The 24,232-nt window shown below is 45.3% G+C and carries 19 protein-coding genes and 1 rRNA gene; 12 read left to right on the forward strand and 8 right to left on the reverse strand.

All coding sequences use genetic code 11. The annotated features are described in order from the left end of the window. Nucleotides 1–26: 26 nt before the first annotated feature. From rsmG to rpmH, 7 genes are all read right to left on the reverse strand, one after another. Entirely contained in the window at nucleotides 27–749 is a 723-nt protein-coding gene (gene rsmG / locus M3629_RS16885; RefSeq protein WP_251508561.1) for a 16S rRNA (guanine(527)-N(7))-methyltransferase RsmG, read from the reverse strand. Beyond that, nucleotides 749–2,638: a tRNA uridine-5-carboxymethylaminomethyl(34) synthesis enzyme MnmG gene (gene mnmG / locus M3629_RS16890; protein WP_251508563.1), complete on the reverse strand. Its 1,890-nt coding sequence runs from the start codon at nucleotides 2,636–2,638 to the stop codon at nucleotides 749–751. Before mnmG ends, rsmG begins: the two co-directional genes overlap by 1 nt. A 143-nt stretch (nucleotides 2,639–2,781) precedes the next feature. Then, entirely contained in the window at nucleotides 2,782–4,158 is a 1,377-nt protein-coding gene (gene mnmE, locus M3629_RS16895; RefSeq protein ID WP_090923599.1) for a tRNA uridine-5-carboxymethylaminomethyl(34) synthesis GTPase MnmE, read from the reverse strand. A 165-nt stretch (nucleotides 4,159–4,323) separates the two neighbouring features. Next, on the reverse strand, nucleotides 4,324–5,025 hold the full coding sequence (gene jag / locus M3629_RS16900) for an RNA-binding cell elongation regulator Jag/EloR (RefSeq protein WP_154985154.1): 702 nt from the start codon (nucleotides 5,023–5,025) through the stop codon (nucleotides 4,324–4,326). Continuing rightward, nucleotides 5,022–5,900: a YidC/Oxa1 family membrane protein insertase gene (locus M3629_RS16905; RefSeq protein WP_090923601.1), complete on the reverse strand. Its 879-nt coding sequence runs from the start codon at nucleotides 5,898–5,900 to the stop codon at nucleotides 5,022–5,024. The genes jag and M3629_RS16905 overlap by 4 nt, the downstream gene beginning before the upstream one ends. A gap of 74 nt (nucleotides 5,901–5,974) precedes the next feature. Continuing rightward, on the reverse strand, nucleotides 5,975–6,325 hold the full coding sequence (gene rnpA / locus M3629_RS16910) for a ribonuclease P protein component (protein WP_090923602.1): 351 nt from the start codon (nucleotides 6,323–6,325) through the stop codon (nucleotides 5,975–5,977). A gap of 268 nt (nucleotides 6,326–6,593) precedes the next feature. Next, nucleotides 6,594–6,728: a 50S ribosomal protein L34 gene (gene rpmH / locus M3629_RS16915; RefSeq protein WP_019914530.1), complete on the reverse strand. Its 135-nt coding sequence runs from the start codon at nucleotides 6,726–6,728 to the stop codon at nucleotides 6,594–6,596. Between the two features lie 539 nt (nucleotides 6,729–7,267). On the opposite strand from rpmH, the gene M3629_RS16920 reads away from it, so the two are divergent. The 9 genes from M3629_RS16920 (at nucleotide 7,268) to gyrB (ending at nucleotide 18,306) form a co-directional block, all read left to right on the forward strand. After that, on the forward strand, nucleotides 7,268–7,942 hold the full coding sequence (locus M3629_RS16920) for a GntR family transcriptional regulator (protein WP_251508565.1): 675 nt from the start codon (nucleotides 7,268–7,270) through the stop codon (nucleotides 7,940–7,942). A 293-nt stretch (nucleotides 7,943–8,235) separates the two neighbouring features. After that, entirely contained in the window at nucleotides 8,236–9,597 is a 1,362-nt protein-coding gene (locus tag M3629_RS16925; protein WP_251508567.1) for a gluconate:H+ symporter, read from the forward strand. Between the two features lie 53 nt (nucleotides 9,598–9,650). Further along, nucleotides 9,651–11,198: a gluconokinase gene (gntK, locus tag M3629_RS16930; RefSeq protein ID WP_251508569.1), complete on the forward strand. Its 1,548-nt coding sequence runs from the start codon at nucleotides 9,651–9,653 to the stop codon at nucleotides 11,196–11,198. A gap of 717 nt (nucleotides 11,199–11,915) precedes the next feature. Beyond that, nucleotides 11,916–13,262, forward strand: coding sequence for a chromosomal replication initiator protein DnaA (gene dnaA / locus M3629_RS16935; protein ID WP_251508571.1), 1,347 nt, complete (start codon nucleotides 11,916–11,918; stop codon nucleotides 13,260–13,262). Between the two features lie 233 nt (nucleotides 13,263–13,495). Next, nucleotides 13,496–14,638 carry a DNA polymerase III subunit beta gene (dnaN, locus tag M3629_RS16940; RefSeq protein WP_251508573.1) on the forward strand — a complete coding sequence of 381 codons (1,143 nt, stop codon included), beginning with the start codon at nucleotides 13,496–13,498 and terminating at the stop codon, nucleotides 14,636–14,638. An 18-nt stretch (nucleotides 14,639–14,656) separates the two neighbouring features. Further along, nucleotides 14,657–14,872 (forward strand): S4 domain-containing protein YaaA, encoded by a 216-nt coding sequence (gene yaaA / locus M3629_RS16945; RefSeq protein WP_090923608.1) that lies wholly within the window; start codon nucleotides 14,657–14,659, stop codon nucleotides 14,870–14,872. Between the two features lie 58 nt (nucleotides 14,873–14,930). Next, entirely contained in the window at nucleotides 14,931–16,043 is a 1,113-nt protein-coding gene (gene recF / locus M3629_RS16950) for a DNA replication/repair protein RecF (RefSeq protein ID WP_251508577.1), read from the forward strand. A gap of 13 nt (nucleotides 16,044–16,056) precedes the next feature. Next, nucleotides 16,057–16,305 (forward strand): extracellular matrix regulator RemB, encoded by a 249-nt coding sequence (gene remB / locus M3629_RS16955; RefSeq protein ID WP_090923610.1) that lies wholly within the window; start codon nucleotides 16,057–16,059, stop codon nucleotides 16,303–16,305. 90 nt (nucleotides 16,306–16,395) lie between these two features. After that, a complete protein-coding gene (gene gyrB / locus M3629_RS16960) occupies nucleotides 16,396–18,306 on the forward strand; it encodes a DNA topoisomerase (ATP-hydrolyzing) subunit B (protein ID WP_251508579.1) in 1,911 nt (636 codons plus the stop codon). Between the two features lie 73 nt (nucleotides 18,307–18,379). Here the strand turns inward: gyrB and M3629_RS16965 are convergent, their stop codons facing one another. After that, a complete protein-coding gene (locus tag M3629_RS16965; protein ID WP_251508581.1) occupies nucleotides 18,380–19,333 on the reverse strand; it encodes a YheC/YheD family protein in 954 nt (317 codons plus the stop codon). A 425-nt stretch (nucleotides 19,334–19,758) separates the two neighbouring features. On the opposite strand from M3629_RS16965, the gene gyrA reads away from it, so the two are divergent. The 3 genes from gyrA to M3629_RS16980 all read left to right on the forward strand — a co-directional run. After that, the gene (gyrA, locus tag M3629_RS16970) at nucleotides 19,759–22,320 is read left to right on the forward strand and encodes a DNA gyrase subunit A (protein ID WP_251508583.1); all 2,562 of its coding nucleotides are present in this window, start codon (nucleotides 19,759–19,761) and stop codon (nucleotides 22,318–22,320) included. 222 nt (nucleotides 22,321–22,542) lie between these two features. Continuing rightward, the gene (locus tag M3629_RS16975) at nucleotides 22,543–23,658 is read left to right on the forward strand and encodes an HD-GYP domain-containing protein (protein WP_251508585.1); all 1,116 of its coding nucleotides are present in this window, start codon (nucleotides 22,543–22,545) and stop codon (nucleotides 23,656–23,658) included. A 449-nt stretch (nucleotides 23,659–24,107) separates the two neighbouring features. Next, nucleotides 24,108–24,232, forward strand: a 16S ribosomal RNA gene (locus tag M3629_RS16980); the annotation flags it as partial.

Genomic DNA, 24,232 nt, shown 5'->3' on the forward strand with positions numbered 1-24,232 from the left:
TTTGTTTTTGTCCCTATGTCACAATACTACACGAGTGGAGTTTTAAGTGGTGTCCCCGGTTTACGTGGATACTTATGTGGTGTCTTATCAAACTTCTGAATCAAAATGATATGACGTTCTGATTCCTCCACCGGCAGCTGAAATGGATAAACAGCCTTCACCCGTCCTTTCAGCTGATTAAAGCTGAACTCTGCTTCCTTCATTTCATCCCGCGGGTCTCCGCCCTTCATTGCAGCGAACATACCACTTTTACGTACAAAGGGAAGGCAGAATTCATTCAGTACCGCGAGCTTGGCTACCGCCCGTGCAGTAACCAGATCATAGCTGTCTCGATATCCTTCTTTGCGGCCTAGCTCCTCAGCACGACCATGGATTAATTCGACCTGCTCCAGACCAAGTGTATCCACTACATACTGTAAGAAACCAATCCGTTTATTCAATGAGTCGATGATTGTAAGCTTGATATGTGGAAAACAAATCTTAAGCGGGATTCCCGGGAATCCTGCCCCTGACCCGATGTCAGCCAGTTTGTTTACTTTGGTCATATCCGTATAAAACGCTAACGATACCGAATCATAAAAATGTTTGGTATATACCTGCTCACGATCCGTGATGCCGGTAAGATTCATTTTTTCATTCCAGGAGACAAGTTCTTTATAATACAATTCGAACTGTTCCAGCTGGAGTTCTCCCACTTCCAAGCCATGCTCCTTCAAGCGTTGTTGCAACTGCTGTTGAATATCGTCCATTATTGTCCCCTTGCTGCGGTAACGCGGTTATAATGCTCTAGATAGACAAGCAAGATAGAGATATCAGCAGGCGTTACACCCGCAATACGAGACGCCTGACCAATGGAGATTGGGCGGATTTTCGCCAGCTTCTGCTTGGCTTCCATCGCAAGACCATGAATCTCATCATATACGATCGTGTCTGGAATTTTCTTTTTCTCCATTTTTAGCAAACGTTCCACGTGGATCAATTGCTTCTCAATATAACCCGCATATTTAATTTGAATTTCGACTTGTTCCTTCATATCAGCAGTCAATTCCACCTCGGAAGGAGATACTTGCTCAATCCAGTCATATCCAATCTCCGGACGACGCATCAGGTTCAGCAATGTGCTTCCATCCTGGATCGGTGTAGAACCAATCTCTTCAAGTTTGGCATTAACTTCAACAGGACGTACCTTTGAATCTTTCAAACGTGCAATCTCCTGCTCGACTTTTGCCTTTTTGTCCAAGAAAGCCTCATAACGTTCATTGGTGATCAGTCCAATGTCATGACCAATCTCGGTAAGGCGCATATCTGCATTGTCATGACGGAGCAGCAAACGATACTCGGCACGAGAGGTCAACAAACGGTAGGGCTCATTCGTGCCTTTGGTAACCAGATCATCAATGAGTACACCGATATAACCTTGCGAACGATCAAGCACAATAGGCTCTTTGCCCTGCACTTTACGTGCTGCGTTAATTCCAGCCATGACCCCTTGTCCTGCGGCTTCCTCATATCCGGATGTACCATTAATCTGACCCGCTGTGAACAATCCAGGCAGCCGCTTTGTTTCGAGAGAAGGCCACAATTGCGTTGGTACCATCGCATCGTATTCAATTGCGTAACCGTTACGCATCATTTCCACTTTTTCCATACCCGGAATCGAACGAAGAACAGCCAGTTGTACATCCTCTGGCAGACTTGTAGATAAACCCTGTACGTAATACTCCGATGTATTTTTACCCTCCGGCTCCAGGAAAATTTGATGCTTTGGCTTATCGCTGAAACGTACAATTTTATCCTCAATGGATGGGCAATAACGTGGCCCTGTTCCCTCAATCACACCTGAGAACATCGGCGCACGATGCAGATTATCATTAATAATCTGATGTGTTTCCACAGATGTATACGTCAACCAACAAGGTAGCTGCTCATTCGTAGAAGATGTTGTCTCATAGGAAAAGAACTTCGGCTCATCATCGCCGGGCTGAATTTCAGTTTTGCTAAAATCAATTGTATCCTTATGCACACGCGGTGGTGTACCCGTTTTGAAACGTACAAGCTCGAAGCCCAGCTCACGCAGATGCTCCGACAATTTCAGAGATGGCTGCTGATTGTTTGGTCCGCTTTCATACATCAGCTCGCCCATAATGACTTTACCGCGCAGGTATGTTCCTGTTGTCAGCACTACAGCTTTGGCACGATATTCTGTACCTGTTTGAGTGACAACTCCTACACACTGACCATCCTCTACGATTAGACGATCTACCATGCCCTGACGCATGGTTAGATTAGATTCTTTCTCCATCGTTTCTTTCATTGTATGCTGATAAGAGAACTTATCCGCTTGCGCACGTAGCGCATGAACGGCAGGTCCTTTACCCGTATTGAGCATTCGCATCTGGATAAAGGTTTTGTCGATATTCCGGCCCATTTCCCCGCCCAGTGCATCTATTTCCCGTACAACGTGTCCTTTTGCCGGCCCACCAATGGATGGGTTACAAGGCATGAAAGCCACCATGTCGAGGTTGATCGTAATCATCAGAGTTTTTGAACCCATTCGGGCCGCTGCAAGAGCTGACTCTACCCCGGCATGTCCTGCTCCAACGACAATAACATCATATCTGCCGCCATCAAAAGCCATGTGTATTACCTCCTTATTTTGCTGTTATCTATATGAAAACCAACACTTCCTGGCAACAACATCATTCCATCCTTTGACAACGGGCAGAAATTGTACCTTCCCATCATACACAACCATTTCATTGAAAGAAACGATAAAATGATTTACTTTCCTAGGCAGAACTGGGAGAAAATCTGATCTATTAATGCGTCATGCGCTGTATCTCCCACGATCTCTCCAAGCTGCTCCCATGCCAAACGAACATCGATCTGGATCATATCAATCGGAACAAACTGATCCGCAGCCTCATACGCATCAATCAGAGATTGCTTCGCCTTTTTCAATAAGGCAATGTGGCGAACGTTACTTACATACGTCAAGTCAGCAGACTCCAGCTTTCCACTGAAAAACAGCGTCGAGATGGCATCTTCCAATCGATCAACGCCCAGATCATCCTTCACAGACATCGGAACAAGCCGCTCCTCCGGAATGTAACGGAGCAAGACGTCACGGTCAATCTGTGGCGCTAAGTCCATTTTATTCATAATGATAATTGATTGTCTACCGCGGATTTGTTCCAGCAATTCAATCTCATCCTGATGAAGAGGCTCAGCTGCATTCACAACCATCAGAATCAGATCCGCATCATTGACAGCTGAACGTGAGCGCTCGACCCCAATCTTCTCAACAACATCCATAGTCTCCCTAATCCCTGCTGTATCGAGCAACTTCAAAGGGATATTGTTTATTGTAATGAATTCTTCAATGACATCCCGGGTCGTACCCGGAATATCAGTCACAATGGCCCGGTTATCTTGCGCAAGTGTATTCATTAATGAGGATTTACCTACGTTAGGTCTTCCAACGATTGCTGTCGTGATGCCTTCACGTAATATTTTGCCTTGTTCTGCCGTAGTGAGCAACTTATCAATCTCAGCCATAACCTCACTGGATTTTTCTTTTATAAATTCAGACGTTAATGATTCCACATCATGCTCAGGATAATCGATATTTACTTCGATATGAGCCAGTGTCTCTACCAATGTATATCTCAAATCACGCAACTTGGAGGAGAGTTTACCTTCTACCTGCTTCAGTGCTACCGAGAAGGCACGATCCGACTTCGAACGAATCAGATCCATGACTCCTTCAGCTTGGGACAAGTCAATCCGTCCATTGAGGAAAGCGCGTTTCGTAAATTCACCCGGTTCAGCCAAACGGATGTTCAGCTGCAGTAGCAGATCCATCACCCGCTTAACAGATACGACACCACCATGTGCACTAATCTCAACAACATCCTCTGTGGTGAAGGAACGAGGCGCACGCATCACCGTGACCAGTACCTCTTCAATCTTTTCACCATGGCCAGGATCTATAATGTGCCCGTAATGAACTGTATGGGAAGGTGCCTGAGTCAAAGGTGTTTTGCTACGGAAAATCTTCTCTGTCTCGGTCACCGCATCCGGCCCGCTGACGCGAATAACGGCTATGCCGGCTTCACCAACCGCCGTAGATATGGCTGTAATCGTATCGCTAATCATTGTGATCTCTCCCTACTCTCTATAATGAAGTTGTCATCCATCCCATTCCGGAGAACGCCAACACATATTCAACTCAATGGGTACACTACTATCGCATATGCTTCGGTACGAAAAAAGCAATGGCTTCTGCACCGGGCAGGCAGCCATTGCGTCATCAATTGCGTGTTATTTCAACGTAATAACCACACGCCGATTGGGCTCTTCGCCCTTACTTAAGGTCTTAATCTGCGGGTGATTTTGCAGTTTGGCATGAATCACTTTACGTTCAAGCGGAGGCATCGGCTCTAGCACAACTTCCTTGCCTGTACGGATTGCTTGTCCAGCCAATCGTTCAGCTAGATCTTCAAGCGTTTTCCGCCGGCGCTGACGGAAGTTCTCCGCATCAAGTACGATGCGAACGAAGCTTTCCGAGTACCGATTGGCTACGATATTGGTCAAATACTGAAGAGCATCCAGCGTCTGTCCACGTCTGCCAATAATCATGCCGAGGTCTTCCCCGGAAATATTGAAGATGTGACCATCCCGCTGTTTCTTGATATGCACTTCCACATCCAACCCCATACCTGCCGCAACCTCTTTCAAAAACGCAGCCGCTTCTTCATAGGGATTATGGACTGCTACACCCTCAAGTAATGCTTCAATCTCAGGTTCAGGTGTGGCTGGTTTGATCGGCTGCGGTGCAGCTTCGGGTACGGGCAACAAGCTCACTTCAACTTTAGCAGCCTTCACCCCGAACAAACCCAGGAATCCTTTTGACGGCTGCTCTAAAACTTGTATCTCGACCTTGTCCCGGCTCACGCCAAGCTCAGCCAATCCTTGGTTTACAGCATCTTCAACGGTTTTTCCTGACGTAATGACTGTGGTCATTTCGATTTTTTGGCCCCTTTCGACCCTTTCCCAGAGACGGTTGCCTTGCCACCGTTTTTGCGTTTAGCTCCATTTTTGGAAGAGCTGCTTTGCTTCACGTTGACCTCGGCCACAACTTTATCATTATTCCGGTAAAGGAAATAGTTTTGCACGATGGTGTAGATATTACTGTAGAACCAGTAAAGCGGCAACGCTGACGGGAACTGATATGACATAACAAAAATCAAAATCGGATACACCCACAGCATGAACTGCATTGGGCCAATCTGCTGTGCAGGATTCATACGCATCATCATCCACGTTTGAATGAACGTTGTGATGGCAGCCAGCACTGGCAAAATAAACAGGTGATCCGGTGATCCCAGTTGGAGCCACAAGAAATCATGCGTTCTCAGACTGGAGTTTCCGTAAATGGAGTTATAAAGTGCGATGTAAATCGGCATCTGAATGATAAGAGGCAGACAGCCGGCCATCGGGTTAACCTTGTTCTCCTGAAACAATTTCATCGTCTCTTGCTGAACTTTCTCAGGTGTATCTTTATACTTGGCTTGAATCTCCTTCAGCTGCGGCTGAATGGCCTGCATCGCTTTGGAGCTGCGGACCTGTTTCATCGTCAATGGTAAAATCAATGTCCGTACAATAAGCACCATCACCAGGACAGCCAGTCCATATTCACCGCTAAACCAGTTAGCGAATGTATCGAGCGCCAGTGAGAACCAGTACACGACATTGGCTTGCCAGAATGATTCACTATTCTTCAGATCTTCCGTTGTAACCCCTGCACCTTGTGGAGTACATCCGGCGAGTACAGTGACCATTGCAATGACTGCAATGAGGAGAATCCACTTCCCCTTAGATGTCTTCAATCGCGACACTTCATAACCCCTCTCTTAACCATTCCATTCCACCGTAAATCATACCATAATTAGGAGGACAAATAAACCGAAGCTTACCGCTTGCACGACTTCAACAGGGAGGCCTTACGCAGTACATGCAACAGACTTTTTTCCATTTCCTTATAAGGCATGCCTAATGCACCTTTGCGGACGATGAAAATCAAATCCATCTGCGTAACAATCTCTTGTTCATGATGACGTACAATTTCCTTGATCATGCGTCTCATCCGGTTACGCACGACAGCGTTTCCTATTTTTTTGCTACAGGATACGCCCACCCGGAATTGTTCGGTATCTTTACGGCGGCAGCCATACACCACGAATTGATGATTGGCAAACGATTTTCCAAACCGATATACACGGCTAAAATCCGCACGGTTTCGCAGACGCAGTCTTTTATACACGGCGCTTCTCCTTGCTGTCCTTCATCAACGTTATTGACGGAGGTATCATTACTAATTTAGTATAGGCTTTCTTAATCGACGGTAAACCGTCTTGGCGACAACTTGTATATAAGGAAAGTTTCTGAAAAAGAGAAACTTAACCAACAATTATGATTAGCTAACTGGTACGCTTCTTCACAGCCTGTAAAGCAATGAATTACGCTATATAACCAGCCTGAATAATCCCGTTTTAAGAAAAAAAAGACCACCTCGGTGGTCTTCAGATGCATTAAGCACTCAGGACTTTACGGCCTTTCAGGCGACGTGCAGCCAAAACTTTACGGCCGTTTTTTGTGCTCATTCTTTTACGGAAACCATGAACTTTTTTACGCTTGCTAACGTTCGGTTTGAATGTAGGTCTCAATGTATTGCACCTCCTTACAAGGAAATACTTATGTGATGAATCCTTTTCATCTTCACAGAAAACACCTTTATATATTTAACCACGTCCAATTGGAAAAGTCAACTGAAAAGCGACGCCTCCCTCCCTCTTTTTCATATGCTTTCCAGCGCTCAAAAAACATACCTCTCTATCCTAGAGATTTTCCCCAATAATACAGCCACAAATCATCAAAAAAAGTTATCCCCAACCTCCGAAAAAGAGCTGATTTATTCATCTTCTTCCGTTATCCACACTTCTTATAATTTGTACTGAAATCTGTATTCCTGTTTTAAGTTATTCACATGTGGATAAAGAATAATAGGTTGAAGTTTGCAAAAATAACGCGTGATGTATCCGCTTCACTGTATAGGTTTACAACGTTTTAAGAAAGGTGTAGGATGGAAATCAGCATCTTGTATACAAGTATACTTTTTGTTCTTAGCGTCTCTCGAATTCTGAGGTGCAACACATTGTGTTATGATTCTAACGTACGAATTACTTAATTTAGGAGCGTTAGCCATATGCAATTTCCATCTTCCTGGCTTCAAGGAGCATCTCGCGGTGAGGCCATAGCTTGCGAATTAAGGCTGAGAATTATCAACGGAACCCTTCGGCCTGGGGAAATTTTGTCGGAAAATCGAATTGCTGCTGATTTTGACAGCAGCCGCTCGCCTGTTCGCGAAGCGTTGAGAACGTTGTCAAATGAAGGGCTGATTCGGCTTGAACGGATGGGCGTTGTCATCCTGGGTCTGAATATGAAGGATGTCGAAGAACTGTATGATGTACGTTTTCTCATCGAAAGCTTTGTACAGCAACGGCTAGCGGCAGATGTGCCTCCAGCGCTAATTACTCAGCTGAACAATATCATCGACAAAATGCAACTCGCTGGCAAACATCAAGATGCTGTCGAATTTGCTTATCAGGATCTCACGTTTCACGAGACCATCGTCGAGGCAACTGCCCATTCCCGCATCTCACATCTGTGGAAGAGCATCAGGTATGTCGTTATGACAGTCATGCTGCTTACTACGCGTAGAGTATTTGCCCAAGGTGAGCCCAAAGTAAGCGCTGTAATTGAAAAACACCGCTCCCTTGCAACTGCTCTGGAATCAGGGAACAAAGTTCTGATCCAGAACGGGGTACGCACCTATTTTAAAGATTCAGGTCAAACGTTACACGAAAGCTTTGAATTCTGAGCTTGAATTCTTACAGGATACCAGTATCAAATCGTGGTAATGATTAGAACAAACAGCGTTCCGATTAGATTTCCTTAAGGGCAAAAGTAGAATTTGCAATCAATCCAGCGTCAATGACGTGAATGATTGCCACACAACTTGTCGACAAGTATACAAAATGCGATTTTAATCAATTTGGGACATGATAAGGCTAGTTTGCATCATTTCATTGTTACCAGATCATCAAGATGCTAATTTTTTCATCACTGCTTTCATTGTAAGCGTTTATCCCAAGACAAAGGAGTAATTACATCATGAGCACGATTTTCGGATTATCTCATAATGCTACATTGCTGATCTGGACGTTGATCGCCATCATCTTCCTGATCCTCTTAATCTCCAAATATAAATGGAACCCCTTTATCACCCTTTTATTATCTGCATTAATGCTTGGTTTACTTGCCGGTATGAAGCCAGCTGACGTCATTTCCTCCATTACAGGCGGACTTGGCGGTACTTTAGGCACGATCGCTATCGTCATCGGACTTGGCACCATGCTTGGTAAAATGATGGCTGAATCTGGCGGTGCCGAGCAGATTGCGACGACTCTTGTTGACCGATTCGGTGTGAAACGTGTGCACTGGGCCATGATGATTGTTGGATTCATTGTCGGTATTCCTGTTTTCTTTGAAGTCGGCGTCATTCTAATGATTCCAATCATCTTCACGGTAGCCCGCAAAACCAATATGTCCCTGCTTCAGATCGGGATTCCTATTCTGGCTGGTCTCTCCACAGTTCACGGACTTGTTCCACCTCATCCGGCACCGATGATTGCCATTGAAGCCTTCAATGCGGATCTGGGAAAAACAATTCTGTACTCTTTAATTGTGGGTATCCCTACTGCAATTATCGCTGGACCGGTATTCGGTAAATTTATCGGCAAAAGAATTCACACCGAAGCACCAGCTGAACTCGCTGAACAGTTCTCATCTAAGAAAAACAGCAATTTGCCTGGGTTCGGCATTACATTGTTTACGATTCTGCTGCCAGTCATCCTGATGCTAATCGGCTCCATTGCCAACATCGTTGATCCTGATGCAACAAGTGGGTTTACCGTTTTTAGTGAGTTTATCGGCAATGAGATTATTGCTTTGTTGATCTCTGTTGTCTTTGCCCTCTTTTCACTCGGCTTTGCCCGCGGATTCACCAAACATGAACTTTCACGCTTCACCAGTGAATGTCTAGCCCCTACCGCTACCATTATTCTCATTATTGGTGGCGGCGGTGCCTTCAAACAGGTACTGATTAACAGCGGTGTTGGTAATGCCATTGCAGAATTCGCCACCAATGCACACATTAACGTGATTCTGTTTGCCTGGCTTGTAGCTGCACTGATTCGTGTCGCTACTGGTTCAGCTACGGTTGCTATGACTACAGCTGCTGGTATTGTTGCTCCAGTACTCGCTCTTACGCCAGGAGCTAACATTGAGCTGGTTGTACTTGCCACGGGGGCAGGCTCCCTTGTACTTTCCCATGTGAATGATGCAGGCTTCTGGATGATTAAGGAGTTCTTTAATATGAGTGTTGCTCAGACACTCAAGACGTGGACTGTTATGGAAACACTACTTTCTGTGGTTGGACTGATCTTTATTTTGCTACTAAGTACAGTGGTGTGATTGGACGCTAATATCATTTTTCTCATGTAAAAAATCGAAAGAAGGAAAAACGAATGACCAACTATATGATTGGAATCGATATCGGAACGACCAGTACCAAATCCGTTTTATTCACAGAGCAAGGCGAGGTGGTCACAACCTCCACTCAGGAATATCCGCTCTATACGCCAGCTCCAGATGTTGCAGAACAAGACCCGGATGAGATTGTGCAAGCAGCCATCCGCTCTGTACGCGGTGTGATGAACCAGAGCGGAGTTTCCACTAATCAGATCCTATTCGTATCCTGCAGTTCAGCCATGCACAGTGTCATCGCCATGGATCAGAACGATCATCCGCTAACGCGCTGCATCACCTGGGCTGATAATCGAAGCGCAGCTTGGTCCGCCAAGCTGCAAGAAAATGGTGTCGGTCATCAAGTCTATCTACGCACAGGCACCCCCATTCATCCGATGTCACCTCTGACCAAATTGATGTGGCTTCGTCATGACGAGCCAGAACTATTCGAGCGAACGGCTAAGTTTATTTCCATTAAGGAGTACCTTTTCTTCCGTCTATTTGGGCAATATATTGTTGATCATTCCATCGCTTCCTGTACAGGGCTGCTGAATCTTGAACAACTGGAGTGGGATCAGGAAGCGCTGAATATCGCAGGGATTACACCGAATCACCTATCAAAGCTTGTACCAACGACTTATACAATAGAGGGAATTCATCCTGAATGGGCAGAAAAAATGGCCCTCTCCCCCTCCACGCCCTTTGTCATTGGCGCAAGTGATGGGGTACTATCCAACCTTGGCGTTAACGCCATCAAACCGGGCATCGTCGCCGCAACCATCGGAACGAGTGGAGCCATTCGTACTGTCGTTGATCGCCCTGTGACCGATCCGAAAGGCCGTACCTTCTGTTATGCCCTGACGGAAAAACTATGGGTTGTAGGTGGGCCTGTGAATAACGGTGGAATGCTGTTCCGCTGGGTACGGGATGAGTTCGCCGCGTCGGAAGTGGAAACAGCGAAACGCCTCGGCATCAACTCCTACGATGTACTAACCAAAATTGCAGAACGTGTTCCACCCGGCTCCGAAGGGTTGCTGTTCCACCCGTACCTCTCGGGCGAACGTGCTCCACTCTGGAACCCAGATGCCCGTGGCTCTTTTTTTGGACTGACTCTTCATCATAAGAAAGAGCACATGATCCGTGCGGTACTTGAAGGGGTTATTTTCAATCTCTATACCGTTCTGCTTGCTATGGAGGAACAAATCGGGCAACCTACCTCTATTCAAGCTACGGGTGGATTTGCACGTTCGCCGTTGTGGCGGCAGATGATGTCCGACATCTTTAATCAGGAAGTCGTTGTGCCTGAGAGCTTTGAAAGTTCATGTCTCGGTGCTGTTGTTCTCGGTCTGTATGCTACAGGACGAATCAAGTCTCTTGAAGATGTTTCCTCAATGATAGGCACAACTCACCGACATACGCCGGTCAAAGAACATGCCTCCCTCTATCAAGAGTTGTTACCGATCTACATTCGCATTTCACGTAAACTTGAAGAGGAATATGCAGATATTGCGGAATTCCAACGCAAAATGTCTATGCTTCATATATAAGTAGAGGAAGACCCCGCAGCCATATAACGGCTGCGGGGTCTTCCTCTTTTTGGTGTCATTTTGTCTCTAGCAATGAACACAGCCATACTCGTGGTGTACCTCAATAATGGCCTCATGAACACTTTTAATTTAATCGAATTTTAATCGGTTATCACCTTTAGTCACTTAATTAGCAAGCAGCAACCCAAACCTTTTTACGAGGTAGCACCTCATGAGGTTAAAAAAGCCTCGCCGCTAACCTTCTCACTTTCCACGTACTCACTTCAATTTCACTTTTAAGTTTATCCACAACGAAGTTATTCACATTGCAAGTCCACTTTTGCACATCATTTAGCATCTTTTGACGGATATCCTGTGTATAAAAATTTTATGTACTTTGGGTCTTGCTGTCGAAAATTAAACAATTTATAAACAATATATTGTGTTGTGACTAAAAATTATACACAAGTTATTGAATTTGTGGATAAAATCTCGCCATACGTTGAAATGCGGGGCTTCTTTTGCTATGATTGTATTACTTTTGGATGTGAATATGTGATCTGACCCATAATATTATCAACAGCCTGTGGATAAAGTTGTGAACAATTTTCCGTTGTTCCTTCTTTTTTTGTTTTTGACCTGCGGGGGTTTGGGGATAAATTCGGCAATATATCTCGTATTTCGACACTGCATCATGGCTTAAGCCACACTTGGAACATGTAAAAGGAGTGACAGTCTGTGGACAGCCATACTTCTGATTTATGGCAGCAAATTTTATCAATCATACAAAATAAACTCAGCAAACCCAGCTTCGATACCTGGTTCAAGGCAACCAAAGCCACCAAGCTGAACGATCAGACCATCGTCATCTCCGCCCCAACCACGTTTGCCGTCGAATGGCTGGAGAGCCGTTACACCAAACTGGTTGGTTCGACGGTCTATGAACTGCTTGGCAAACAGGTCGATGTGAAATTTGTCATCGAGGAGAACAAACCTGTTGAACCAGACCCGCAGCTGCCGGCACCGACGCCGACAGTCGTTCAGGAAGAAGCCGTGCTCAGCATGCTGAATCCTAAATATACGTTCGACACCTTTGTCATTGGGCCGGGTAACCGTTTTGCCCACGCCGCATCGCTGGCGGTCGCTGAAGCGCCCGCCAAAGCCTACAATCCTCTTTTCCTATATGGAGGTGTAGGACTTGGCAAAACCCACTTGATGCATGCCATCGGACATTATATTTTGGAGCATAATCCGAGTAGCAAAGTGGTTTATTTGTCATCTGAGAAATTCACGAATGAGTTCATCAACTCCATCCGTGATAATCGCGGGGAAAGCTTCCGTAACAAATACCGGAGCGTAGATATTCTGCTTATTGATGATATTCAGTTCCTGGCCGGGAAAGAATCAACACAAGAGGAATTTTTCCATACGTTTAATGCGCTGCATGAGGAACGGAAGCAGATCATCATCTCCAGCGATAGACCACCAAAGGAAATTCCAACCCTGGAGGAGCGGCTGCGCTCCCGGTTTGAATGGGGATTAATTACGGATATTCAGCCTCCGGATCTGGAGACGCGGATTGCGATTTTGCGTAAAAAAGCGCGTGCGGAGAATCTGGACATTCCTAATGAAGCGATGATGTACATCGCAAATCAAATTGATACGAACATTCGGGAGCTTGAAGGAGCCCTAATCCGAGTCGTTGCTTACTCTTCACTGACCAATCAGGACGTTAGTTCACATCTGGCCGCTGAAGCACTGAAGGATATCATTCCTTCCAGCCGTCCCAAAATGATCACGATTCAAGACATCCAACAAAAGGTCGGCGAATACTACAGCCTCAAGCTTGAAGATTTCAAAGCACGGAAACGGACAAAAGCTGTTGCTTTTCCTAGACAGATCGCTATGTATCTCTCTCGTGAACTAACAGACTTTTCTCTGCCCAAAATTGGGGATGCTTTTGGAGGACGAGATCATACTACGGTCATTCATGCCCATGAAAAAATCTCTCAAGCGATCAAGAATGATCAAGATCTCTATAAAGTTATCAACAGCTTAACCGAAAAAATTAAGAATCCAACCTGAACAAGTCCCAAGCCTATGCACAACGTGTACACATGTGGATAGGCTTAATTTTATGGGTTTAACCCTACTTATCCACATATTCAGTGCCCCTATTACTATTATTACTATAAAGATCTAAAGATATCTTCTCCAAAAAGCCGTTGCAAAGGACGGCCTTCGGCCTTTCGATAAACACCTTTTTAAGACCAAGTCAATACCACAAGACATCTAAAAAAACCGCTAGGAGTGAAATCATGAAAATCAGCATAATGAAAAGTTATCTTAACGAATCCATTCAACAAGTATCCAAAGCGATCTCCAGTCGTACGACGATTCCCATTCTGAGCGGTATCAAATTCGACGTAAATCATCAAGGTGTAACGTTGACAGCAAGTGACACAGATATCTCTATCCAGTCATTTATCCCGCTTGAAGAGGGAGACAAAAGTGTTGTTCAAGTAGAGCAACCGGGTAGCGTTGTTCTGCCAGCCAAATTTTTCGTAGAGATCATCAAAAAGTTGCCTTCCCAGGAAGTGCATATGGAAGTCAAAGAAAACTTCAATACGTTTATTTCGGCAGGTGCAACGGAGATTCAACTAGTAGGTCTGGACCCGGAAGAATTCCCGGTACTGCCAAGCATTGAAGAGAACCAAACCGTCTCTATTCCTGGAGATTTGCTGAAAAATATGATTAAACAGACCGTATTCTCCATCTCTACCCATGAAACGACCCCTATTCTGACAGGTGTACTCTGGAGTCTAGGTGATAATGAGTTGAAATTTGTGGCAACGGACCGTCATCGTCTTGCTACACGCTCCGCAATGCTGGATAATGCAGAAGGTATCCGTTTCAACAATGTTGTCATTTCTGGTAAAACACTAAACGAACTGAGTAAAATCGTTCCCGATCAGAACACACTTGTGGATATCGTTGTCGCCGATAATCAGGTATTGTTTAAAATTGACCGTGTATTGTTCTATTCCCGTATTTTGGACGGAACCTATCCGGATACTTCTAGAATTATTCCAACGTCATACAAAACAGAACTTGTTTTGGACACAAAAAAATTAAGTGAATCGATTGACCGGGCTTATTTGCTGTCGCGTGAGGAAAAAACAAACATTGTGCGCATGCAGACGATGGACTCCGGCACGATTGAAATATCCTCCAGCTCCTCTGAGCTTGGTAAAGTACGAGAAGAGATTGAGCCAGCTGAATTTACGGGTGATCCGCTCAAGATATCGTTTAACTCCAAATACATGCTGGATGTGCTGAAAGTGGTGGAGAGTGAGCAACTGATGATTGCCTTTACGGGTGTCATGAGTCCGATCATCCTGAAACCGCTAGACGACAGTCAGAGCCTATACGTCATCCTGCCTTACCGGACGACCAATTAACGAAAGGAAGATCACATGATGAAGCAAGTATCGATTCGTACGGAATATATTAAGCTTGACCAATTTTTGAAACTAGCAGACTGCATCCCTACTGGAGGTATGGCAAAAGCCCTCCTCCAAGAAGGGCTTGTTCGTGTGAATAAAGAAGCTGAGGAACGCCGTGGACGGAAATTATACCCTGGGGATATCGTTGAGGTAGACGGAGAAGGCACATTTGAAGTGGTTGCGGAGTAAAAGACCAAGGTGCAATCCTGCTGCCTCCTGACGGACGGGATAAAAGGGAGGTTAACGCTTGTTTGTAAACAGCATAGAGTTGCAGCAATTCCGCAATTATAAGCATCTGAAGCTGGAATCATTTGGACCTGTCAATCTGTTGATTGGACAAAATGCCCAGGGCAAGACCAATCTGGCCGAGGCTATTTTTGTGCTGGCACTCACCAAGAGCCACCGCACCTCCCGAGATAAGGAACTGATCCGTTTTGGGGAAGAACGGTCAAGGCTCACCGCCGAGGTCGACAAAAAATACGGAGCAGTTAAGCTGGAGCTGTCCTTATCACAGCAAGGGAAAAAAGCAAAGATTAACGGTTTGGAACAGCGTAAATTAAGCGATTTTGTCGGATCACTTAACGTGGTAATGTTTGCCCCCGAGGATCTGGAGATTGTCAAAGGCACACCGGGGGTTCGCCGCCGGTTCCTTGACATGGAGATCGGGCAGGTGGCTCCAGGTTATCTTTATCATCTGCAGCAGTATCAGAAGGTGCTAGTGCAGCGGAATAATCTACTCAAACAGCTGTGGGGAAAAGGGGATTCAGCGCAAGCGATGCTGGAGATCTGGAACGAACAGCTTGCAGAGCACGGTGTTAAAATCGTCAAAAAAAGGAAACAATTCATAAAGAAACTGCAAAAGTGGGCAGAAACGATCCATCAGGGGATTACTGGAGGTGGAGAAGTTCTGCGTCTGGCCTACCTACCTTCCTTCAGCGAAGCTGCTGAGGAAGATGAAGCTGTCTTAATGGAGCAATTTATGATAAAATTATCACAAATGAAAGAGCAGGAGATTCGCCGAGGCACAACGCTGAGTGGGCCACATCGGGATGACCTGTCCTTTTTCATTAACGACCGGGAAGTACAAACGTACGGCTCTCAGGGGCAGCAGCGCACAACAGCGCTGTCTCTTAAGCTTGCGGAGATTGAACTAATTCATGAAGAGATCGGGGAATATCCGGTGCTATTGCTGGATGACGTATTATCCGAACTTGATCCTTTTCGTCAGACCCAGCTGATCGAAACATTCCAAAGCAAGGTACAAACTTTTATTACTGCTACGGGAATTGAGAGCCTGAACGTTGACAAGCTTAAAGATGCTAGTATCTATCACGTTCATGCCGGACAGGTGGAACGCTAAGGAGTGAGGGCTTATGTACATTCATCTGGGCGGTGAAAAAATCATCCGTTCTTCTGAGTTGGTCGCTATTTTTGATATATCGATTGAGAAATCTTCAAAAATATCCAAGCAGTATGTTACACATGCCGAACAGGAAAAAACGGTCGAACATATCGGCGAAGAGGAAGCAAAGTCTATTGTGGTGACGAAAAACATTGTGTATTACTCACCGATTTCCTCCGCCACGCTTAAGAAGCGTGCTCATCATTTTCCTGATCTGTAGCAGATATTCAAGAGAGTATTTCTGTGTCTGCTAATATTCTTAAGTTAACGCATATTCAAGATATTGAATCTATAGAAGTAGGTGAAAGGCATGTCTATGAATCAACCGTCATATGATGCGAATGAAATTCAGGTCCTTGAAGGACTGGAAGCCGTACGTAAACGTCCGGGCATGTACATCGGTTCCACCAGTGCCAAAGGTCTGCATCATCTGGTCTGGGAAGTAGTGGACAACAGTATCGATGAAGCGCTGGCGGGCTACTGTGATCATATCGAGATCAACATCCATGAAGACAATAGCGTAACCGTTGTGGATAACGGACGGGGTATTCCAGTTGGCGAACATGCCAAAATGAAACGTCCAGCTCTGGAAGTTGTTATGACTGTTCTCCATGCAGGAGGTAAATTTGGTGGCGGTGGATATAAGGTATCCGGCGGTTTGCACGGTGTAGGTGTATCCGTTGTTAACGCACTATCTGAAAAAGTAGTCGTCACTGTAAAACGGGATGGTCATATCCATCAGCAGGAATACCGCCGCGGTGCTCCGCAATATGACCTCAAAGTGATCGGTACAACAGACGAGACGGGAACTACCGTAACGTTCCATCCCGATCCTGAAATTTTTACAGAAACGACGGTATATGACTACGAAACATTGCTTACACGTGTCCGCGAGCTTGCCTTCTTGAACAAAGGCATTGGTCTTACGTTAACGGATGAGCGTACAGGTGTAACCAACTCCTTCATGTACGAAGGCGGGATTATTGAGTATGTATCCTTCTTGAATCAAAAGCGTGAAGTGTTGCACGAAAATCCGATCTATGTTGAAGGTGCTCGGGATAACATTCAGGTAGAGGTTGCTTTGCAATACAACGACAACTATACCGAGAATATTTATTCTTTTGCGAATAACATCAACACTCATGAGGGTGGAACGCACGAATCAGGCTTTAAAAGTGCGCTCACCCGGATTATTAATGACTATGCCCGTAAAGCGGGTGTAATCAAGGATAGTACCGGCAATCTGTCTGGTGACGATGTGCGTGAAGGGCTGACGGCCATTATTTCCGTCAAAATTCCGGAACCGCAATTCGAAGGACAAACGAAAACAAAGCTCGGAAACAGTGAAGTGCGTGGTATTGTGGAGTCTTTGTTTGCAGAGAAGCTGCAGGAGTTCTTGGAAGAGAATCCTTCCGTATCCCGTCGTATTTTGGAAAAAGGATTACAGGCTGCCCGTGCTCGTGAAGCGGCTCGTAAAGCTCGTGAACTGACACGCCGTAAAGGCGCGCTTGAAGTCAGCTCCCTGCCTGGTAAGCTGGCGGACTGCTCATCCAAAGATGCATCCATCAGTGAATTGTACATCGTCGAAGGTGATTCTGCCGGCGGTTCAGCCAAACAGGGTCGTGACCGTCATTTCCAAGCGATTTTGCCGCTTCGTGGTAAGATCCTGAACGTGGAAAAGGCACGCCTTGACCGTATCCTGGGCAATGCCGAGATTCGTGCGATTATCACAGCGATGGGAACAGGAATCGGCGATGATTTTGATATTTCTAAAGCACGTTATCACAAAATCATCCTGATGACTGATGCCGATGTCGATGGTGCCCATATCCGGACACTGTTGTTGACATTCTTGTATCGTTACATGCGCAAAATCATAGAGGCTGGTTATGTATATATTGCACAGCCACCGCTCTTCAAGATTGAGCGTAACAAAGTCATTCGTTATGCAGGTTCCGAGAAAGAGCGTGACGAGATTGTTGCTTCCTTGGGTGAGAACGCCAAGTTTAACATCCAGCGTTACAAAGGTCTGGGCGAGATGAATGCCGGACAGCTGTGGGAAACGACGATGGACCCGGAAAGCCGTACGATGTTGCAAGTATCGATTAGTGATGCGATGCTCGCAGATGCTATGTTTGACACCTTGATGGGGGATAACGTCGAACCTCGTCGTGACTTCATCCAGGAGAATGCGAAATACGTGAAAAACCTCGATATTTAACGAGTTGCGAAGAGGCGCCTGTGAGGGCGCCTTTTTTTATATCATGAGTGCTGTGTGCTACGGGTATGCTTATTTATCTGGCAGTCCGATGTTTGACGGCGGAAGCCTGCGCTTTGGAAACTTTGGAGGTTGCTTTTTTCGTTTTGCCTTTTTTGGAAGGTAGGCGTCCATAGGCTATGGCATAACGTTTGATCTTGCGATAAGCCTTCTTATCTGGAAGCAGACCGAAGGCATAGATGCCTGGCAATGTGTTAACCTCTAGGATCCAGGGACGCCCATGATCATCCAAAGCGATATCAATTCCAATCTCTTTGAGTCTGGGAAAAGAGCTTTGCAATTGGACAGCAGTATGGATACCGAGGCGGTGCAATTCATGCTCAAGCTTTTGATATCCTTCCCTTTTGAGTTGTGGGAGTACAAGTTCTTCAAAGGTGGCCAGGCGGCCGCCTCCATGGATATTGGTAATGATTTTGCCTGGTGCAGCAACCCGTCCGAGAATACCTGTTGTTTCCCAGCTATGCTGTGGGTTCTTCTGGGTTAACACACGCAGGTCAAAAGGTAATCCCTCATGTGTCATTAGTGGAATACCCTGTTGAATGATATAGTCACGTTTCTGAATACGTTCGTTCAATGCGTTCTCAAGTTCTGTGAGCGAATGAAAGACTCGCTCTTCAGTTCCATGTTGCAGATGATAGGTCGTAATATCGGACATAGTCGGAGGAATAGGCTCTGATTCTACTGATTCAGGTGAGGTGGATTCGTCAGATGCTTCATCGTTTATGGATTCGGCAGTTGAGTCTGCAGAACGAGGGACTGTGATTGTGGTGTGAACTGTCCTTACCCTCATCACCCCATTACCGTAAGTTCCCCTGTCGGGTTTAATAAAATTGGCTGGGAATAACTCGGTCATTCGTTCTAGTGTTTGCGAGCTATATTTTCGGGTCACCGGTATATATTCATTGACATGACGACTGCGTTGCAAAATTGCTGTTTTAGTCCATTTGCTGGAGACACGCTGGATGCTCATGTGCATCAGTCCTTTCTTGTTTTGATCCGTTGTGCTGAGGGACATTATGCAGAAAATCAAAGGACAAGAGATGATTTCAGTGGTATAATAGAGGAATATGGCGTTTTGTGCTGTCAGCCGATAAAATTGCAGTTTGATTGCCACGTGGGAACGGCTCTAGCCTTGATTGGACAGTACATATGCCGCTTTTCTAGCATTGTATGTGCAATTGCAGAGGAAGGCAGGGCGAACCCCCAGACACGCTCAAGTTCCTGGAAGAAAGGCTATTGCCCAGCGGACGTTTAATTGTGTAACTTTTGTGAAAGTAATATAATAAAGAGTAGCGTTCTTGCGCGGTTTTAGCCTTGTTAGGCTTTTCACATATATTAATTTTCTGGAAATGATTGATTTGGAACGTTTGTTGAAGGACAAGAAGGAGGTCCAGCATGGCGGAAGAAATGAACTCGCAGATTAAAGATCGGGATATTGGCGTCGAGATGCGTGAATCGTTTATGGATTATGCGATGAGCATCATAGTGAGCCGTGCCCTGCCAGATGTGCGTGATGGATTGAAGCCGGTTCACCGGCGCATTCTGTATGCAATGTCGGAGCTTGGCATGACACCTGATAAACCACATAAAAAATCAGCCAGAATCGTCGGCGAAGTTATCGGTAAGTATCACCCGCACGGTGACTCTGCCGTTTACGAGACGATGGTACGGATGGCACAGGACTTCTCCCTGCGTTACATGCATGTAGATGGACACGGTAACTTCGGATCAGTCGATGGTGATATGGCTGCAGCGATGCGTTATACCGAGGCACGTTTGTCCAAGATTGCAATGGAAATGCTCAGAGATATCAACAAGGACACCATTGACTTCCAACCGAACTATGATGGCGAAGAAAATGAACCTATTGTTCTCCCTGCTCGTTTTCCTAACTTGCTTGTCAATGGAGTTGGCGGGATCGCCGTAGGTATGGCTACCAATATTCCTCCTCATAATCTGGGAGAGGTTATTGACGGCGTACAGGCCATGATTAAAAATCCAGACATTACATCCATGGAACTGATGGATTATATCCAAGGTCCCGACTTCCCTACATCCGGTTATATTCTGGGACGTTCAGGTATTCGTCAGGCTTACCAGACTGGACGCGGATCGGTAACGATGCGTGCCAGAACGAATATTGAAGAGAACAACAACAAAGCTCGAATCGTTGTTACAGAGCTTCCGTACCAGGTGAATAAAGCTAGGCTCGTAGAGAAAATCGCTGAGTTGGTACGTGACAAAAAGATCGATGGCATTACAGACCTGCGAGATGAATCTGACCGTAACGGCATGCGGATTGTGATAGAGCTTCGCAGGGACGTTAACCCTGGCGTTGTTCTGAACAATTTGTACAAGCATACATCGATGCAGTCCACGTTTGGCATTAACATGCTGGCGATTGTAAATAAAGAACCGAAGATTCTGAATCTGCGGGAAGTGTTGTATCACTATTTGCAGCACCAGATCGAGGTTATTCGTCGTCGTACACAATTCGAACTGAGAAAAGCGGAAGCTCGTGCTCACATCCTAGAAGGTTTACGTATTGCACTGGATCACATCGACGAGATTATTACGTTGATCCGTTCATCCAGCAATACAGATGCTGCTAGGGAAGGTTTGATAGAGCGTTTCTCACTCAGCCATGACCAGGCGCAGGCGATTCTGGATATGCGTCTGCAACGTCTGACAGGTTTGGAACGTGAACGAATCGAGAACGAGTACAACGAATTGATGGTCAAGATCCGCGAGTATCGTGAAATTTTGGCTAATGAGCATCTTGTACTAGAGATCATTAGTACAGAGCTACAAGAGATCCGTGAGCGCTTTGGTGACGATCGCCGTACTGAGATCACGGTTGGGGAAGAGAGTATTCTGGATGAGGATCTGATTCCACGCGAAGAAGTAATCATCACGATTACTCATACAGGTTACGTTAAACGTCTGCCTGTATCTACTTACCGTAGTCAAAAACGCGGAGGTCGTGGTGTTGTAGGAATGGACACGAAGGATACCGACTTTGTCGAACATCTTTTCGTAACCAACTCTCACAATTACCTGATGTTCTTCACGGATAAAGGTAAAGTATATCGGTTGAAAGCCTACGAGATTCCGGAGCTTGGGCGAACAGCACGCGGGACACCAATTATCAACCTGATTCAGATTGAGCAAGGGGAGTCTGTCAATGCGGTTATTCCAGTGCAGGAATTCGAGAGCGATAAGTATCTGTTCTTTGCAACACGTCAGGGTGTAGTGAAGAAAACGCCGCTTGAAGATTACACGAACATCCGCAAAGGCGGACTTATCGGGATCTCCTTGCGTGATGATGACAGCCTGATTGATGTGAAGCTGACCGATGGGCAGCAAGAGATTATTATGGGTACGGCCCATGGAATGTCTATTCGCTTCTCGGAAGGTAATGTACGTTCTATGGGACGTAGCGCTACCGGAGTTAAGGGTATCACGCTTGATGATCAGGATGCGGTTATCGGTATGGACGTCGTAGATGCCGATCTGGATGTATTGATTGTTACAGCAAAAGGGTACGGTAAACGGACTCCAGTTAGTGATTACCGGATGCAAACTCGTGGTGGTAAAGGGATTAAGACGATCAATGTTACCGAGAAGAATGGTGCTGTTGTCAGCCTCAAAATGGTTAAAACGGAAGAGGACCTCATGATTATCACATCCAGTGGTACATTGATTCGGATGAGCATGGATGGCATCTCAACCATGGGTCGCTATACGCAGGGTGTGAAGCTGATTCATATCCGTGAAGAAGACGCTGTGGCTACCGTGAGCCGAATTGATAAAAATGAAGAAGAACCTGACGAAGATAACATTGAAGCAATGGAGGCTGGGGTGTCATCTCTCACAGAGGAGTCCAATCTGGAAGCGAACATGACGCCTGAGGCTGAAGTTGATGTTCAAGATGATGATTCAGGTTTGGAAGAGTAACATAGCTATCTTGTTTATAGAATCGTTCAGAGGATTAAAACAGGATACGAAAGGCTCCCTTTAAGGGGGCCTTTTTAATATGTACAGATGAAATATTAGACGCTTCAAAATCTAGGATGTACAGCCTGTTTTCTGAGTAATATAATGGGAAATAACATGAGAAACCGGGACTATGGTCTTGTATTGTCATCATCTTAAGAACGATGAGTGAGGGGAATCACTATGGGATTAATTACCCTGTCAGAAGTCAAACCAGGACTGAAATTGGGAAGTGATGTACAGACGTTGCGTGGCAATGTGTTGCTTCAAAAGGGTAAAATCATTTTACCCAAAGATATGGAAGTCCTCAGAGCGTTTATGATTCATCAGGTAGATATTGAGCAAGAGAGGGCAGGAACTGGCAGTGGAGGTCCCAAAGGCGTAAGTGGACCCGGCGGAGCAATAGCAACAGCTGTTACTGAGAAGAATGGGGATCGGACAAGTACAATGGTTTCAGCTCCGGTTGTTACACTCCAGGATGAATACGAGAAAATGGTTACGTTGACTAAAAATGCATTTCTCTCCTCAATTGCTGCCGAATTACCCGTTTATGAGCTGCGGACACAACTAGAGGCTTTATTCATGCATCTTAAGCAGTATAATGTACTTACCTTCAGTCCACGCAATATGAAAGAGCATGATTATGTATATCACCATGCTGTGCTAAGCGCAATTACATCGTATCAACTGGCTCAGTGGACTGACCTTCCCTCCAAGGATTGGATGCAGGTAGCCTTTGCTGGATTGTTCCATGATATCGGCAATAATAAGGTTGATCCGCAGATTCTTCATAAACCTTCTTCTCTGACAGCGGAGGAGCAGGAGGAGATCAGGCAACATACCAAATATGGTTATCAGATTCTTAAACAAGCCAAGGCTATTAATGAGGGTGCAAGACTTGCAGCATTACAGCATCATGAAAAAGTAGATGGATCGGGTTATCCCTTGCAACTTACTGGTACGCAGATTCATATCTATGCCAAAATTGTAGCTATTGCGGATATTTTTCACGCAATGACCCTGGAGAAGATCTATCGGAAGGCTCAATCTCCTTATCTGGTTTTGGAACAAATTCAAAGTGAGGCGTTTGGTAAGCTGGAACCTTCTATAGTAAATGTGTTTGTACAGCGCTCTACTCAAATTCATAACGGAATTCGGGTGAAACTGAGTAATAACCAGATTGGGGAAATTATTTTCTCGGATCGAGATCATCCTACACGGCCAATGGTATCTGTGGAAGGATCAATTATCAATCTGATGCAACAAAGACAGTTATATATTCAGGAAGTATTAGGTTAAGAACGTATTTAGATTTGTAGTGTGAGGACCTTCTCATAGCGAGAGGGTCTTTTTTAGTTTGAGAGTTAAAAGGACATCGGTTATGAGTATATTAGTGACTAAATGAGCCCAACTAAAGTTAAGTGTTAAGTAATAAAAGAATTTAGAAAAAACACTTGCATTCAAATTCTATACATGATATATTCTAATTCCGGCCAAGAAAACACAGTTTACACGGTGAGGCAAGCATTGAATAAGAAAGCTTCGAAAGAAACTTCAAAAAAAGCTTGCAAAGTTGGTTCGGAAATGATATGATATAAAAGTTACTGAAGCGAATGAGTTACAGTGATTGAATATGTTTGATCTTTGAAAACTGAACAACGAGTGAGTATCGATCTTGCTTGCAAGATCAAAAATGAGATTTTAATCTCGTCAGATTCAAAATGAGCTTATCGCTCTTTTCAATAACTTTATTGGAGAGTTTGATCCTGGCTCAGGACGAACGCTGGCGGCATGCCTAATACATGCAAGTCGAGCGGACTTGAAGAGAAGCTTGCTTCTCGGATGGTTAGCGGCGGACGGGTGAGTAACACGT

The sequence above is a fragment of the Paenibacillus polysaccharolyticus genome, from assembly GCF_023714295.1.
Lineage (GTDB): Bacteria > Bacillota > Bacilli > Paenibacillales > Paenibacillaceae > Paenibacillus > Paenibacillus polysaccharolyticus_A.

Coding starts and splice junctions, on each gene's coding strand:
- jag (WP_154985154.1), bottom strand. CDS start 5,025: ATGACCACAGTCATTACGTCAGGAAAAACCGTTGAAGATGCTGTAAAC.
- mnmG (WP_251508563.1), bottom strand. CDS start 2,638: ATGGCTTTTGATGGCGGCAGATATGATGTTATTGTCGTTGGAGCAGGA.
- gyrA (WP_251508583.1), top strand. CDS start 19,759: ATGGCGGAAGAAATGAACTCGCAGATTAAAGATCGGGATATTGGCGTC.
- M3629_RS16975 (WP_251508585.1), top strand. CDS start 22,543: ATGGGATTAATTACCCTGTCAGAAGTCAAACCAGGACTGAAATTGGGA.
- gntK (WP_251508569.1), top strand. CDS start 9,651: ATGACCAACTATATGATTGGAATCGATATCGGAACGACCAGTACCAAA.
- M3629_RS16920 (WP_251508565.1), top strand. CDS start 7,268: ATGCAATTTCCATCTTCCTGGCTTCAAGGAGCATCTCGCGGTGAGGCC.
- mnmE (WP_090923599.1), bottom strand. CDS start 4,158: ATGATTAGCGATACGATTACAGCCATATCTACGGCGGTTGGTGAAGCC.
- rsmG (WP_251508561.1), bottom strand. CDS start 749: ATGGACGATATTCAACAGCAGTTGCAACAACGCTTGAAGGAGCATGGC.
- yaaA (WP_090923608.1), top strand. CDS start 14,657: ATGAAGCAAGTATCGATTCGTACGGAATATATTAAGCTTGACCAATTT.
- dnaN (WP_251508573.1), top strand. CDS start 13,496: ATGAAAATCAGCATAATGAAAAGTTATCTTAACGAATCCATTCAACAA.
- gyrB (WP_251508579.1), top strand. CDS start 16,396: ATGTCTATGAATCAACCGTCATATGATGCGAATGAAATTCAGGTCCTT.
- remB (WP_090923610.1), top strand. CDS start 16,057: ATGTACATTCATCTGGGCGGTGAAAAAATCATCCGTTCTTCTGAGTTG.
- M3629_RS16925 (WP_251508567.1), top strand. CDS start 8,236: ATGAGCACGATTTTCGGATTATCTCATAATGCTACATTGCTGATCTGG.
- M3629_RS16965 (WP_251508581.1), bottom strand. CDS start 19,333: ATGAGCATCCAGCGTGTCTCCAGCAAATGGACTAAAACAGCAATTTTG.